This is a genomic window from Streptomyces sp. NPDC058650, from assembly GCF_042717315.1.
Taxonomy (GTDB): domain Bacteria; phylum Actinomycetota; class Actinomycetes; order Streptomycetales; family Streptomycetaceae; genus Streptomyces.
Genome location: NZ_JBHXRL010000002.1, coordinates 465,735 through 480,394, shown reverse-complemented (window position 1 = coordinate 480,394; position 14,660 = coordinate 465,735). Strand labels below are relative to the sequence as shown.

Genomic DNA, 14,660 nt, shown 5'->3' with positions numbered 1-14,660 from the left:
CCTCGTCCGCCTGTTCGCCGATTACGCAGGTCTAAGACTGCCATGCCCACGCCCGTCGGTCCGCATCGGCATGGAACTGCCGGGGCTCCGCAGCACCCGGAGGGTCTCGGGGCCGAGCAGCGGGGCCCACTCCCCCGGTACGGCGACGGTCCAGCCGATGAGGAGGACGGCGAAGCCGGGGCGCTCGCGGGCGAGCCCGGCCAGCGCCCGGTCGAGCCGTCCGGCGCCCTCGGGCGTACGGGTGTACAGGGCGGCGGCCCGGTGCACGAGCTCCCGGGTGCGGGGCTCGCTGCGCAGGTCGGCGCCCTCGGCGGCGGCCTCCAGAAGGGCGTCCAGGACGGAGAGCTCGCCGGTCTCGGCCTCGTACCTCTCGTGTTCCAGGAGTACGTCGAGCAGCTCGGCCCGCAGATGGCGGGAGGCGCCGGTGCCGGGGGCCGCGAGCACCGGGGCGAGGGCGCGGCGGACGACGGCGGGGCGGCCCCTGATCAGGCCGGAGACCAGGGGGAAGAGGACGGCCCGGCCGGCCGGGCCGTCCTCGAACCGCCGGTCGACGTAGCGGGCCGCGTGCCCGGCGCCCTCGGGGAGGCGGGCCACGTAGTCGCGGACGAGGGCGGCGACGCGCCGGGTGAGGGCGGGCGTGTCGATCTCGGCGAGGGCGCGCAGCGCGGCGGCGGCCTCGTCTCCCGTGCCGTGCAGCCGGGACCGGAAGGCGGTGAGGACCGGCCCGGGGTGGGTCGCGAGGGCCTCGGCGAGGGCGGACGCGGGCACCCGGGGCTCGGCGATGGCGCGGGGCAGATGGCGGGCGCGGGTGTGCGGGTCGCGGACGAGCAGGCCGAGGGCGGGGCCGTGGAGGGCCTGGTCGGCGGGGCGGGCGAGCAGGGCGAGGGCGGCGTAGCGGAGGAGTTCGCGGTCGGCGGGGGCCGTGAGGCGGCCGGCGACGAGATGGCCGTACGCGGCGGCGGCGACCCGGCGCTCGGGGCGGCCGTCGTCGTGGGCCCAGCGGTCGACGGCCCGGCAGAGCGCTGAGGGCTCGTCCTCGGCGAGGGCGGCGAGCAGCCCGTCGGCGAGCGGGTGGGCGGTGGAGACGAGCGCCTCGCAGAGGTCGTCGACGGCGAGCCCGCGGTGGGTGTGCAGGAGGGCCTGCGCGGCGGCGGCGACGGTGGCGTGCGGGGCGGCCGGCAGCGGGCGTTCGTCGCCGAACCAGCGGCACAGCAGCGGCTGGACGCCCCGGGGGTCGGCGACGAGCAGCCCGGCGACGGTGTCGAGGCACCGGTCGCCGGTCGCCGCCTCGCCCGGCGGCGGGTCGGCGGGCACGACCCGCCGCAGCAGGTCGATCCGCTCGTCCTCGCCGAGCGGGAGCCCTTGCCAGAAGGCCGCACCGAAGGCGGCGAAGACCGGGTGGGGCGCGGGACGGTCGCCGATCCGGTCGGCGAGGAGCCGGAGGACGGGCAGGTACGGCCGGGGGTCGCCCACCCGGCGCACGGTCTCCCCGAACAGACGGACCGCCCACCAGGCGGCGTCGGCGTACGGGTGGGGGTCGGCGGCCCGGGCTCCCTCGTCCGCGAACCGGTCGAGCGACTCCAGGAGCGCGGCGAGGCGCGGGGCGAGGGCGCCCGGCCCGTGTTCGCGGTGGAGGCGCAGCAGCGCCTGGAGGACGGGGCCGATGCGGTGGCGGGGCACGGGAAGGTGATCCGCCGCGGGGGCGCTCCGCTGCCGGGGGACGTCGGCGTTCCGACCCGGCCCGGCCGCGGAGCCGGACGGGGACGCCGGAACGGCCGGGGCACTCCCCGGGGGAAGCACCGGGGCGGCCTCTTCCCGGCCGGCCGGACGAGGGGGAGAGACGGAGCCGGCCGAACCCGCCGGGGGGACGAGCACCCCGCCCCGCGCGCCCGGCGAGGACACGACCCAGGGGCCCGCCAAGGACGCCCAACCGGAACCGGTCGCGGAAGCGAAATCCCGCGCGAGCGCGACGCCGTGCCCCGGAGCGGGACCGGAACCGGAACCCGAGCCGAGAGCGAAGCCAGAGCCGGACGACCCGGACCCGAAGGCGGAGCCGGACCCGGAGCCGGACCCGGACCCGAAGGCGGAGCCGGACCCGGAGCCGGACCCGGACGCGGAGCCGGACACGGACGCGGAGCCGGACCCGGAGCCGGACCCGGACGCGGAAGCGAGACCCCGCGCGGGAGCGGCGCTGTGCCCAGGAGCCGGGCCGACACCGGGGTCGGACCCGGGACCGGGACCGGAACCCGAGGCGGAACCGCCCCCCGGGCCGGGACCGTGCCCCGTGGCAGCACCCGATCCCGTCACGGCATCGCGCCGCCCCTGAGCCGCTTCGGCCCCCGGAGCCGTACCCGGCCATGCAGCCGACTCCGGCCGCACGCCCCCTCCCGACCCCACGCCCCCTCCCGACCCCACGCCCCTTCCCAGGCCCGCACCCCCTCCTGAGCCCGCACCCCCTCCTGAGCCCGCACCCCCTCCTGAGCCCGCATCCCCTCCCTGGCCCGCTCCCCCTCCTGAGCGCGCAGCTCCTCCCAGGCCCACGCCCCCTCCCAGGCCCGCACCCCCTCCTGAGCCCGCAGCCCCTCCCAGGCCGGCGGCCTCTCCCGGCCCCGTGCCCCCTCCCGGGCGCGGCGGCGTCCCCCCGCCCCGGCTGTGGACCAGTGCGTGCAGGGCCGCGTCCAGGTCGAGGTGGGCGGACTGGAGCCAGTCGGCGAGCTCCTCGTGGGCGAAGCGGTAGCCGGAGCCCGCGGGGACGAGGAGGCCCTCGGTGAGGACGGCCGAGGCCCAGCCCTCCCGCCACGGGAACAGCTCCTCGAAGGAGGTCCGGTCGAGGACGCCGTGGCCCGGGCCGAGAGAGCGGCGGGCGGCCTCGTGGACCTGCCCGGCGACCCGGGCGGCGAGCAGCCGCACGGCGGTCCCCCGTACGAGGGGACGGGAGCCGGCTGCGACCCGGACGGCGACGCGCAGGCACATCAGGTCCAGATGGGCCGTGAAGATCTCCTCCCGGCCGGGGCGCCCCGGTACGTCGCCCGGGAGCGCCGCCCGTACCTCGGCGAGCAGCCGCAGGGCGAGCGGGTGGCGGGCGTCCGTCTCGGCGAGGTCGGTCTCCCCGATCCCGTACCCCTTTCGGACCGCCCGTGCCTCCGTCTCGGTGTACGGGCCGAGCACGAGGGCGGCGGGCAGCCCTTCCCCGTTGCCCGTCGCCGGCCGGTGCAGGGCTCCCGGGCCGTAGAGGGCGCCGGCCAGGTCCCAGTGCTCGGGGCGGCAGGCCGTGACCAGGCGTACCCCGTGGGCGCGCAGCCACTGCTCGGTGGCCGCCGTCCAGTCGGCGAGGCGGTGGGCGAGGAGCGGTGGCATCTCCTCGGGTCCGTCGAGGACGACGAGGAGGGGGCGGCCCGCGTCCCGGGCGAGGGCGGCGGCCCGCTCCGGGGTGGCGGTCGCGGTGTCGCCGAGCGCCCCGGAGGCGGCGACGATCCGGCCCGCCTGGAGCAGGGCACGGCCGACGGCGTCGGCGAGCGAGGGGTCCTCGGCCCGCAGGTCGGCGCCGCGCAGCCGGACCGTCGGGGCGGGCGCGACGCCCTGGGCGCGCCGGGCGCAGAGCGCGGCGAGGGCCGTGGTGCGGCCGGTGCCGGGGGCGCCGACCACCGCGAGGACGAGCGCCTCCCCGGCCGTGAAGCGGGCGAACTCCCGGACGCACTCGGGGCGTTCGACGGGCTCCGGCCACGGATCGGGTTCCCTCGCGGGGCCGGTGGAGGTGGCGGTGAGCTCCAGGATCCCGGCGAGGTTGAGGTCCGGTCCGTAGGCGGGGACGGTGGCCGCGTTGCGCCGCAGGAGGGCGGCGAGCGGGCCCTCGGGCCGGAGCGGCACCGCGTACCCGGCGGCCGGACGCTCGCCGTGCAGCGCGGTCCCGAGGACGGCGACGACGGTGCCGGTGGCGGTGTCGAGGACGGGGCCGCCCGCGGCCCGGCCACCGCGGCGGAGCGCCTCGGCGCCCTCGGTGCCGATGGCGAGTTCGAGGGCGTCGGCGAGGACGTGGTAGCGGTCGGCTGCGGTGTACGTGACGGCGGCGGGGCCGAGGACCCGTGCCTCGCGCCAGCCGTGGGCGGCGATCCGTACGTACGTGCCGGGTTCGATCTCGGGGCGGGTCGCGAGCGCGACGGGGCGGACGCCGAGCCCTTCGGTCCGTACGAGCGCGAGGCCGCGCTCCGGCAGGCGGGTGACGGCCTCGGCCTCGGCGAGCCAGGTCAGGTCGCCGGGGGCGTGCAGGATGACGCGCGCGAGCCCGTCGACTGCTTCGTGGCTGGTCACGACCGTGCCGTGATGATCGGCGAGGAATCCGGTACCGCGCGGCCGGCCCGCCGGATCACAGATTTCCACCAGCGTCGCCAGGTCCCCGCGTCCCATGGTGTCGACGGTAGGTCGACGGTGATCACCCGGAAAACCAAGTCGGGAAACGCGCCCCCCGGCGCTCCCCGTTTCACTCCGAGCGCCTCCCCGATGGGGTGAATGTCACGGAAGACGCTTGTGGGGCGGACACGCGTGCGTGCCCGCCCCACAAGCGACGATCCGTCGTCCCGGGGATGGGACCTCAGCCGAAGACGGCGAGGCTCTTGGCCTTCCCCCGCTGGTCCTCGACCAGCGCGAGCAGGGTCCCCTCCGGTCCGAAGACCGCGACCGCACCCGGCGGGTACGCCGGCATCTCCAGCCGGACACCGTTCAGGAGCAGCTTGGCCCGCTTCTCGTCGACGTCCCAGCGCGGGAACGCCGCCGCGGCCGCCTCGGCGACGGGCATGACCGTGAGCTCCTCCTGGAGCTGCTCCAGCGTCTTGGCCGCGTCCAGCTTGTACGGGCCGACGCGGGTGCGGCGCAGCGCGGTCAGATGGCCGCCCACACCGAGCCCGGCGCCGAGGTCCCGGGCGAGCGCCCGGATGTACGTACCGGAGGAGCAGACGACCGAGACGACGAGGTCGACGACGGGTGTCCCGTCCTCCGCCTCGGCCTCGCGGACGTCGTACACCTGGAAGGAGGAGACGGTCACCGGGCGGGCCGGGATCTCGAACTCCTCGCCGCCGCGCACCCGCGCGTACGACCGCTTGCCGTCGATCTTGATCGCGGAGACCTTCGACGGCACCTGCATGATGGCGCCGGTCAGCTCGGCCACGCCCGCGTCGATCTGCTCCCGGGTGACCTTCGAAGCGTCGACCGACGCCGTGATCTCGCCCTCGGCGTCGTCGGTGATCGTGGTCTGGCCCAGGCGGATGGTGCCCAGGTACTCCTTCTCGGTCAGCGCGAGGTGACCGAGGAGCTTCGTCGCCCGCTCCACACCGAGGACGAGGACGCCCGTGGCCATGGGGTCGAGCGTGCCCGCGTGGCCGACCCGGCGGGTCTTGGCGATCCCGCGCATCTTGGCCACGACGTCATGCGAAGTGAAGCCCGACGGCTTGTCGACGACGACAAGCCCGTCGGGCGTCTTTGCTGCGTTGCTCATTCGGCGGCTTCGTCCTCGCCCGGCTTCTTGTAGGGGTCGGGCTCACCGGCGAAGGCGGCGCCCGAGGACGCCTCCCGCACCTGGGCGTCCGAGGCCCGCGCCTTGTCGAGGAGGTCCTCGATCGTCTTGGCGGTCTCCGGGAGGGCGTCGGCGATGAACGTCAGCGTGGGGGTGAACTTGGTCCCCGCCGCCCGGCCAACGGCCGAACGGAGGACGCCCTTGGCGCTCTCCAGGCCGGCCGCGGCGCTCGCCCGCTCCTCGTCGTCGCCGTAGACCGTGTAGAAGACCGTGGCCTCCCGCAGATCGCCGGTGACGCGGGTGTCCGTGATGGTCACGTGCGTGCCCAGGCGGGGGTCCTTGACGCCGCGCTGCAGCTTCTCGGCGACCACCTCCCGGATGAGGTCTGCCAGCTTCTTCGCCCGCGCGTTGTCGGCCACTGGTCCTTCTCCTTCTTTGCCTTGCTCATTCAGTCTTCATCAGTGTGGAGCCTTCGGCGCACCGAAAGCAGCTCCACCTCGGGACGCGCGGCGACGAGCCGCTCACAGCGGTCGAGCACGTCCGATACGAACCCCGGGTCCCCGGACACCAGCGCGACGCCCAGCCGGGCCCTGCGGTGGAGGTCCTGGTCGCCTACCTCGGCCGCGCTCACAGAGAACTTGCGCTGGAGCTCGGCGACGATCGGGCGGACCACGGAGCGTTTCTCCTTGAGCGAGTGAACGTCGCCGAGGAGCAGATCGAAGGACAGAGTCCCCACGTACATGCGGTGCCGGATGTCCCGCCGGTTCGGGTTCGGTGGCCTGCCGGGCCGTCGCTCGGCAGGGACACCAGAACCGTACACGCAACGGCCGGGGCCGATCGACGGAATATCTTCCACCGACCGGCCCCGGCTCGCTACTGCGATCGGACGCGATCAGGCGCGGGGCTTCTCGCGCATCTCGTACGTCGCGATGACGTCGTCGATCTTGATGTCGTTGAAGTTTCCGAGGTTGATACCACCCTCGAAGCCTTCGCGGATCTCGGTGACGTCGTCCTTGAAGCGGCGCAGACCGTGGATCGTGAGGTCCTCGGCGATGACCTTGCCGTCGCGGACGAGGCGCGCCTTGGTGTTGCGCTTGACCTCGCCGGAGCGGATGAGGACACCGGCGATGTTGCCCAGCTTGGACGAGCGGAAGACCTCGCGGATCTCCGCCGTACCGAGCTCGACCTCTTCGTACTCCGGCTTGAGGAGACCCTTCAGGGCCGCCTCGATCTCCTCGATGGCCTGGTAGATCACCGAGTAGTACCGGACGTCGACGCCTTCGCGCTCCGCCATCTGCGCGGCACGGCCGGCCGCACGGACGTTGTAGCCGATGACGATGGCGTCGGAGCCCATGGCCAGGTCGATGTCCGACTCGGTGACCGCACCCACACCGCGGTGCAGGACACGGATGTCGACCTCTTCGCCGACGTCGAGCTGGAGCAGCGAAGCCTCGAGGGCCTCGACCGCACCGGACGCGTCGCCCTTGATGATGAGGTTGAGTTCCTGGACGAGACCGGCCTTGAGCACCTTGTCGAGGTCCTCGAGGGACACCCGGCGGACGCGCTTGGCGAAGGCGGCGTTGCGCTCACGCGCAGCGCGCTTCTCGGCGATCTGACGCGCCGTACGGTCCTCGTCGACCACCAGGAGGTTGTCGCCGGCACCCGGCACGTTGGTGAGACCGAGCACCAGGACGGGAGTCGACGGGGTCGCCTCCTCGACGTTGTTGCCCTTGTCGTCGAGCATCGCCCGGACGCGGCCGTACGCGTCGCCGACCACCACGGTGTCGCCGATGCGCAGCGTTCCGCGCTGGACCAGGACGGTCGAGACGGCACCGCGACCGCGGTCGAGGTGGGACTCGATCGCAATACCCTGCGCGTCCTGGTTCGGGTTGGCCCGCAGGTCGAGCGAGGCGTCGGCGGTGAGGACGACGGCCTCCAGCAGGGAGTCGATGTGCAGACCCTGCTTGGCGGAGATGTCGACGAACATCGTGTCGCCGCCGTACTCCTCGGCCACGAGACCGAACTCGGTCAGCTGACCGCGGACCTTGGTCGGGTCCGCACCCTCGACGTCGATCTTGTTGACCGCGACGACGATCGGGACGCCGGCGGCCTTGGCGTGGTTGAGCGCCTCGATCGTCTGCGGCATGACGCCGTCGTTGGCCGCGACCACGAGGATCGCGATGTCGGTCGACTTCGCACCACGGGCACGCATGGCGGTGAACGCCTCGTGGCCCGGGGTGTCGATGAAGGTGATGCGACGCTCTTCGCCGTTGACCTCGGTACCCACCTGGTAGGCACCGATGTGCTGGGTGATGCCACCGGCCTCGCCCGCGACGACGTTCGTCTTGCGGATCGCGTCGAGAAGTCGGGTCTTACCGTGGTCGACGTGACCCATGACGGTGACGACCGGCGGACGGGAGACCAGAGCCTCTTCGCCACCCTCGTCCTCGCCGAACTCGATGTCGAAGGACTCGAGCAGCTCGCGGTCCTCCTCCTCGGGGCTGACGATCTGAACGGTGTAGTTCATCTCCTCGCCGAGCATCGTCAGCGTGTCGTCGGAGACGGACTGCGTGGCCGTGACCATCTCACCGAGGTTCATCATCACCGCGACGAGCGACGCCGGGTTGGCGCCGATCTTCTCGGCGAAGTCGGTGAGGGACGCACCGCGCGACAGGCGAATGACCTCGCCGCCACCGCGGGGAAGCATCACGCCGCCCACGGACGGGGCCTGCATGGCCTCGTACTCCTGGCGCCTCTGACGCTTCGACTTGCGACCACGACGCGCGGGACCGCCGGGGCGACCGAAGGCGCCCTGCGTGCCACCACGTCCACCCGGACCACCGGGACGGCCGGCGAAGCCACCGGGACGACCGCCGAAGCCGCCGCCACCGCCGCCGGGACCACCCGGACGACCGCCGCCGCCACCACCGGGACCACCGGGACGACCGGCGAAGCCGCCGCCGCCACCGCCGGGACCGGCCGGACGACCGGCGAAGCCGGGACGAGCGCCGCCGCCACCGCCGGGACCACCCGGACGACCGCCGGGGCCACCGGGACCACGGCCGCCACCGCCAGGACCGGGGCGCGGGCCGGCAGCGGGACGCTGCGGCATCATGCCCGGGTTCGGACGGTTACCGCCGGGCGCGCCGCCCGGACGGGGAGACTGCGGACGCGGCATGCCACCGGGGGTGGGACGCGCGCCGCCACCGGCACCGGGGCCGCCGGAACGCTGTGCGCCACCGGGGCCACCCTGCGGACGCGGAGCGCCCGGAGCGCCACCGGGGCCGCCCTGCGGACGCGGGGCGCCGCCGCCGGGACGGGGCGCCTGCGGGCGCGCCATGCCGGTGGAGCCACCCGAGGTGAAGGGGTTGTTGCCCGGACGCGGACCGGCCGGACGGGCACCGCCCGGACGCGGGGCACCCTGGCCCTGCGGACGCGGGGCACCCTGACCCTGACCCTGCGGGCGCGGGGCCTGCTGGGCGGGGCGGGCAGCCGCCGGGCGGGGGCCCGGGGTCGCGCCGGAGGGACGCTGCGCGGCGGCCGGGGCCGCCGGAGGCGCGGTGAACTCCGGAGTCGTCGGAGCCGGGGAGGCCGGCGCCGGCTTGGGCGCGGCCGGGGGCTTCGGACCCGGGGTGGGACGCGAGCCCGAGGTGGGCGCCGCGGCGGGCTTCTCGGCGACCACGGGCTTGGGCGCCGCCGGGGCGGGCGCTCCAGGCTTCGGGGCCGAGGGACGTACAGCCTGCGCCGGGGACGGCGCGGCGGATGCCGCGGCCGGCTTCGGCGCGGCGGGGGAGGGCGCTGCCTTGCGGGGCGCGCCGGGCTTGGCAGCGGTCTTGCCGGCGTTGCCGCCGGGACCCTGCAAAGCGTCAGTCAACTTGCGCACGACCGGCGCCTCGATAGTCGAGGACGCCGAACGGACGAATTCACCGAGTTCTTGGAGCTTGGCCATGACGACCTTGCTCTCTACGCCGAACTCCTTGGCGAGTTCGTATACCCGGACCTTAGCCACATCGCTCCTTTTAGGTCCGGTTACCGCCGGACCGTCGCTACTTCATGGGCGTACTCATCGCGTACTCATCGAGTGCTCATCGCAATCTCGACCTACTTCCAACTCGCGAGGTACCTGACCGCACGGTGATCCGTGCCGTACTTCTTCACTGCGGTGCCGGCCTCTCGACGTGGTGACGGAGTTCCGCGGTGTCGAGTGGCCCCTGGACCTTGAAGGCCCTCGGGAACGCTCGGCGGCGGACCGCCAGGTCGAGACAGACCACGGCGGGGTGCAGGTACGCACCCCGGCCGGGCAGCGTACCGCGATGATCCGGAACGCACTCGTCCTTATTCACCACGATCCGCAGTAGATCGCTCTTGGCCGCTCGCTCCCGACATCCCACACAGGTTCGTTCAGGGCATACGCGGGCTTGCGTCCGGCCAGACACGATTAAGTCTACCTCCCCGTACCGACCTCACCCGTTCGGGGCAAGAATCGAACAGCTGTTGGCCAAAAAGCGGTCTCAGTCCTGCGGACCGGTCGGCTCCGTGTCCGGACGGATGTCGATCCGCCAGCCGGTGAGACGGGCGGCCAGGCGGGCGTTCTGGCCCTCCTTGCCGATCGCCAGCGACAGCTGGTAGTCGGGCACCGTCACCCGGGCGGACCGGGCGGCCAGGTCCACGACGTCGACCCTGGAGACCCGCGCCGGGGAGAGCGCGTTGGCCACCATCTCGGCCGGGTCGTCCGACCAGTCGACGATGTCGATCTTCTCGCCGAGCAGCTCCGCCATCACGTTGCGGACGCGGCTGCCCATCGGGCCGATGCAGGCGCCCTTGGCGTTCAGGCCCGAGCGGGTGGAACGGACGGCGATCTTGGTGCGGTGACCAGCCTCACGCGCGATGGCCGAGATCTCGACGGAACCGTCGGCGATCTCCGGCACCTCCAGGGCGAAGAGCTTCTTCACCAGATTGGGGTGCGTGCGCGAGAGGGTGACGGACGGACCGCGGACACCGCGGGCCACCCGGACGACGTACGTCCGCAGCCGCAGACCGTGCGAGTAGTCCTCGCCCGGCACCTGCTCCTGCACCGGGAGGATGGCCTCCAGCTTGTCGTCCAGACGGACGAGGACGTTCTTCGGGTCCTTGCCCTGCTGCACCACACCGGCGACGACGTCGCCCTCGCGGCGCGCGTATTCGCCGAACGTCACGTCGTTCTCGGCGTCCCGCAGACGCTGCTGGATCACCTGGCGAGCCGTGCTCGCCGCGATCCGGCCGAAGTCCGACGGGGTGTCGTCGAAGTCCTTGGGCTCCTGGCCCTCCTCCAGCTCGGAGGGGTCTTCCTTCGCCCACACCGTCACGTGACCGGTCTGCCGGTTCAGCTCCACACGCGCGTGGCGGCGGGCGTCGGGGGTGCGGTGGTAGGCGATGAGGAGGGCCGACTCGATCGCCTCGACCAGCAGGTCGAAGGAGATCTCCTTCTCATTCGCCAAGCCCTTGAGCAGCTTCACGTCGATGTCCACGGCTACGCCTCCTCTTCCTTCTTGTCCTTGCGGTTGAACTCGATCTCGACACGCGCCTTGGCGATGTCGGCGAACTCGACCCGGCGGGCGGTGGGCTTGCGCCCCTTCACGCCCGGCACTTCGAGGTCGAGGCCGTCCTCGTCCACGGCGAGGATCCGGGCGACGAGTTCGTCGCCCTCGACGAGCTGGAGCTTGGCCAGCCGACCCGTGGCCCGCACGTAGTGGCGGTGCTCGGTCAGGGGGCGGTCGGCGCCGGGGGAGCTGACTTCGAGGACGTACTCGCCCTCGCCCATCGCGTCGGTCTCGTCGAGCTTCTCGGAGATCTCACGGCTCAGCTCGGCGCAGACGTCCAGCTCCACGCCCTCTTCCGAATCGACGACCACCCGCAGCAGTCCGCGACGGCCGGCCCGGGACACCTCGATCTCTTCCAGATCCAGGTCCTTCGCGTGGACGAGCGGCTCAAGGAGTCCGCGCAGCCTGTCGCTCTGGGTGGTGCTCATCCGGGTGACTCCTCGGCCGCGTGTGCTGTTGTGGGTTCGTCGCGTGTCGTCGCGTGTCAGACCAAAGGGTATCCGGTCCCGGAGGGTGTTGCCGTCCACCGCCCCGGGGCCCGCGGGTACGCTCGCCTGCGGTGATCTCGACGATCTTCGACGACGGACGACGGACGAGGGAGAGAGCGTGACGACGACGGGCAGGCGCGCACTCCTCAGGGCGGGCGCGGCGGCGGGCGCGACGGCCCTCGTGGGCTGCACCTCCTCCGGTGACGGCGAGAGCGCGCGGCGGCCGAGCGCCGCCGAGCTGGAAGCCGAACGGGTGGCGCGCGCCGAGGCGGCGCTGCGGCTCCGCTCGGTGACCGCCGCGCGGAACCTGCTGGAACGTTACGACGCGGTGCTCGCCGCGCATCCCGCCCTCGCGCCCCGGCTCACCGCGCCGCGGCGCTCGGTGGTGGCGCACGCGAAGGCCCTGGGCGAGGGCGGGACGACGGTGAAGCCCGTGACCGCCTCCCCTTCGGCGTCGGCGTCGGTATCGCCATCGGCGGCGGCACCCGCGCCCGTACCGGTCCCGGCCGACCCCCGGGCGGCCCTCGAGGACCTGGCGGCGGCCGAGCGCAAGGCCTCCGACGGGCACCTGAACGCCCTGCTCACGGCCCCGCCCGAGTACGCCAGGCTGCTCGCCTCCGTGGCGGCGGCCGGCGCCGCGCACGCCTACCTGCTGACCGAAGGAGCACCGGCATGACCGCCCTCGACGCCGCCCAGGCGGCCCTGGCCGCCGAACACGCGGCGGTGTACGGGTACGGGGTCGTCGGCGGCCGGATCGGTACGGCACGCCGGGCGGAGGCCACCGCCGCGTACGAGGCCCACCGGGCCCGCCGGGACACGCTGCGCCGCACCGTGCGCGACCTCGGCGGCGCGCCGGTGGTCGCGGCAGCCGCGTACGAGCTGCCGTTCCGGGTCGCCGACGCGGCCGGCGCCGTGCGGCTGGCGACCGTCCTGGAGGACCGGGTAGCCGGGGTCTACTCCGACCTCGTCAGGGCCTCCGAGGGCTCGCTGCGGCGCGACGCGGCCGCCGCGCTGCGGGAGGCGGCCGTACGCGCCGTCCGCTGGCGCGGCAGCGGCGTAACCTTTCCTGGGCTCGCCGAGCGGGTGTGAGTCCAGCCCCCTACCGGGGACCGAACGTCAGAAGGACAACGCACGCATGGCTTTCGAACCGCCGCAGCGACTCGTACGGGCGCTCGGCGAGACGTACGGGGACACCGCGGCGAGCGAGTGGCTCGGGCCGCTGCCGGAGCACGCGCGGACCATGCTCGACCAGGCGTCCCTCGACGCCGAGCGGGTGATGGCCCCCGGCGGGCGGAGCAGCCTGGTCCTCCTCGTCCGGCGCTCCGACGACTCCCCCGCCGCCCTCAAGATCGCGCCGTCGTTCGCCCGGCCCGAGCTGGAGCGGGACGCGCTGGCGCACTGGAACGGCTGGGGCGCCGTCCGGCTGCTCGACGAGACCGCCGAGGGCGGCCTCGTCCTCGAACGGCTGCACCCCGACGTGTCGCTGCGCTCCCTGCCGGAGGCCAAGGCGCTCCTGGAGGCCGCGGGGGCCGTACGGAAGCTGTGGGTCGAGCCGCCGGCGGGGCACGGCTTCGAGTCGGTGGCCGAGCGGACGGCGCGGCAGGCCGCGGCGATGGAGCCGTACCGCGCGGACCCGGCGGCCGGTGAGCTGACCGCGGCGGCGCTCGCCGCCCGCGAGGAGCTGGTGGCCGCCCCGGACGAGTCGATGCTGCTGCACGGCTGTTTCCGCCAGGGCAAGGTGCTTGCCGGCGACCGGGCCCCCTGGCTCGCCGTCGGACCCGAGCCGCTCGTCGGCGAACGCGCCTACGACCTGGCGCGGCTCGTCCGCGACCGGGTCGAGGACCTGGTGGGCGCCTCGGCGGGCGCCTCGACCGCCCGGCGGCGGGTGAACAAGCTGGCGGACTCCCTGGACATGGACCGGGAGCGGCTGCGCGGCTGGACGCTGTTCCGCGCGGTCGAGTCGGGGACGCGGGCCTTCACGGCGGGGCGGCGCCAGGACGCCGAGCTGCTCATGGAGTTCGCGAGCTGGCTGTAGGGGAATACCCTTTTTGTAACGTTCGCCGGTTCCGGCGTACGGTCGGCTCGGCTCCAGGGGGCCGCGATGATCGAAGAGCTGCTGGTGGCGGTGGCCGGCACGGCCGCGGCGGTCGCGGTGTACGCGGGCGCGGCGGCGCGGGTGGTGAAGCAGTACGAGCGCGGGGTCGTCTTCCGCTTCGGCCGGCTGCGCGAGGAGGTGCGTTCGCCCGGCTTCACCATGATCGTGCCGGTCGTCGACCGCCTCCACAAGGTCAATATGCAGATCGTCACGATGCCGGTGCCCGCGCAGGAAGGCATCACCCGGGACAACGTCACGGTCCGGGTGGACGCGGTCGTGTACTTCAAGGTGGTCGACGCGGCGGACGCGCTGGTCCGGGTCGAGGACTACAAGTTCGCGGTCTCGCAGATGGCGCAGACCTCGCTGCGGTCGATCATCGGCAAGAGCGACCTGGACGATCTGCTGTCCAACCGGGAGAAGCTCAACCAGGGCCTTGAGCTGATGCTCGACAGCCCGGCGATGGGCTGGGGCGTCGCCATCGACCGGGTCGAGATCAAGGACGTCTCGCTGCCGGAGACGATGAAGCGCTCGATGGCACGGCAGGCGGAGGCGGACCGGGAGCGGCGGGCGCGGGTGATCAACGCGGACGCGGAGCTCCAGGCGTCGAAGAAGCTGGCCGAGGCGGCGGGGGTGATGTCGGCGCAGCCGGCGGCGCTCCAGCTGAGGCTGTTGCAGACGGTGATGGCGGTGTCGGCGGAGAAGAACTCGACGCTGGTCCTGCCGATCCCGGTGGAACTGCTGAGGTTCCTGGAACGCGCGGCGCCGACGGCCGCGGCGGGCGAGGTGGCGGCGGGCACGGAGCCGGTGACCGCGCCCCTGAGCGAGGCGTACCTGAAGGGGCGGGTGGACGCGTCGGAGGCGGTGGAGGACCTGACGGGCGCGCCGGTGGAGCCGTCCTCGCGGGAGGACAGCACCACCCGTGAGTGAGCCTCACGCGCACGGCAGAGGAGGGGCCGGGCCCGCGTGGCCCGGCCCCTCCTTCGCTAGTGCGG

At 74.0% G+C, this 14,660-nt stretch carries 12 protein-coding genes; 4 read left to right on the top strand and 8 right to left on the bottom strand.

Going from position 1 to position 14,660, the window contains the following annotated elements:
- Positions 1-21: 21 nt before the first annotated feature.
- The 8 genes from ACFWWU_RS05920 to rimP all read right to left on the bottom strand — a co-directional run bounded on the left by ACFWWU_RS05920 (position 22) and on the right by rimP (position 11,513).
- Complete coding sequence (locus tag ACFWWU_RS05920) at positions 22-4,404, bottom strand: serine protease (protein ID WP_384139476.1); 4,383 nt, start codon at positions 4,402-4,404, stop codon at positions 22-24.
- Between the two features lie 184 nt (positions 4,405-4,588).
- Positions 4,589-5,488, bottom strand: a complete 900-nt coding sequence (gene truB, locus ACFWWU_RS05915; protein WP_384139473.1) for a tRNA pseudouridine(55) synthase TruB — start codon at positions 5,486-5,488, stop codon at positions 4,589-4,591.
- Positions 5,485-5,925, bottom strand: coding sequence for a 30S ribosome-binding factor RbfA (gene rbfA / locus ACFWWU_RS05910; RefSeq protein ID WP_384139470.1), 441 nt, complete (start codon positions 5,923-5,925; stop codon positions 5,485-5,487). Before rbfA ends, truB begins: the two co-directional genes overlap by 4 nt.
- A gap of 29 nt (positions 5,926-5,954) precedes the next feature.
- A complete protein-coding gene (locus ACFWWU_RS05905) occupies positions 5,955-6,248 on the bottom strand; it encodes a DUF503 domain-containing protein (protein ID WP_019889861.1) in 294 nt (97 codons plus the stop codon).
- A 150-nt stretch (positions 6,249-6,398) separates the two neighbouring features.
- On the bottom strand, positions 6,399-9,515 hold the full coding sequence (gene infB, locus ACFWWU_RS05900) for a translation initiation factor IF-2 (protein WP_384139466.1): 3,117 nt from the start codon (positions 9,513-9,515) through the stop codon (positions 6,399-6,401).
- 145 nt (positions 9,516-9,660) lie between these two features.
- Complete coding sequence (locus ACFWWU_RS05895) at positions 9,661-9,942, bottom strand: YlxR family protein (RefSeq protein WP_317599664.1); 282 nt, start codon at positions 9,940-9,942, stop codon at positions 9,661-9,663.
- A gap of 75 nt (positions 9,943-10,017) precedes the next feature.
- On the bottom strand, positions 10,018-11,013 hold the full coding sequence (gene nusA / locus ACFWWU_RS05890) for a transcription termination factor NusA (protein WP_384139463.1): 996 nt from the start codon (positions 11,011-11,013) through the stop codon (positions 10,018-10,020).
- Positions 11,014-11,015: 2 nt separating this feature from the next.
- Positions 11,016-11,513, bottom strand: coding sequence for a ribosome maturation factor RimP (gene rimP, locus ACFWWU_RS05885; RefSeq protein ID WP_384139460.1), 498 nt, complete (start codon positions 11,511-11,513; stop codon positions 11,016-11,018).
- 178 nt (positions 11,514-11,691) lie between these two features.
- Here rimP and ACFWWU_RS05880 point away from each other — a divergent pair, with 178 nt between their 5' ends.
- The 4 genes from ACFWWU_RS05880 (at position 11,692) to ACFWWU_RS05865 (ending at position 14,595) form a co-directional block, all read left to right on the top strand.
- Positions 11,692-12,249: a hypothetical protein gene (locus ACFWWU_RS05880; protein WP_384139457.1), complete on the top strand. Its 558-nt coding sequence runs from the start codon at positions 11,692-11,694 to the stop codon at positions 12,247-12,249.
- The gene (locus tag ACFWWU_RS05875) at positions 12,246-12,662 is read left to right on the top strand and encodes a ferritin-like domain-containing protein (protein ID WP_384139454.1); all 417 of its coding nucleotides are present in this window, start codon (positions 12,246-12,248) and stop codon (positions 12,660-12,662) included. Before ACFWWU_RS05880 ends, ACFWWU_RS05875 begins: the two co-directional genes overlap by 4 nt.
- A 46-nt stretch (positions 12,663-12,708) precedes the next feature.
- Entirely contained in the window at positions 12,709-13,608 is a 900-nt protein-coding gene (locus ACFWWU_RS05870; RefSeq protein ID WP_384139451.1) for an aminoglycoside phosphotransferase family protein, read from the top strand.
- Between the two features lie 66 nt (positions 13,609-13,674).
- Entirely contained in the window at positions 13,675-14,595 is a 921-nt protein-coding gene (locus tag ACFWWU_RS05865) for a slipin family protein (protein WP_384139448.1), read from the top strand.
- The last annotated feature ends 65 nt before the right edge of the window (positions 14,596-14,660 follow it).

Coding starts and splice junctions, on each gene's coding strand:
- rimP (WP_384139460.1), bottom strand. CDS start 11,513: ATGAGCACCACCCAGAGCGACAGGCTGCGCGGACTCCTTGAGCCGCTC.
- ACFWWU_RS05920 (WP_384139476.1), bottom strand. CDS start 4,404: ATGGGACGCGGGGACCTGGCGACGCTGGTGGAAATCTGTGATCCGGCG.
- ACFWWU_RS05870 (WP_384139451.1), top strand. CDS start 12,709: ATGGCTTTCGAACCGCCGCAGCGACTCGTACGGGCGCTCGGCGAGACG.
- ACFWWU_RS05905 (WP_019889861.1), bottom strand. CDS start 6,248: ATGTACGTGGGGACTCTGTCCTTCGATCTGCTCCTCGGCGACGTTCAC.
- truB (WP_384139473.1), bottom strand. CDS start 5,488: ATGAGCAACGCAGCAAAGACGCCCGACGGGCTTGTCGTCGTCGACAAG.
- ACFWWU_RS05865 (WP_384139448.1), top strand. CDS start 13,675: ATGATCGAAGAGCTGCTGGTGGCGGTGGCCGGCACGGCCGCGGCGGTC.
- ACFWWU_RS05875 (WP_384139454.1), top strand. CDS start 12,246: ATGACCGCCCTCGACGCCGCCCAGGCGGCCCTGGCCGCCGAACACGCG.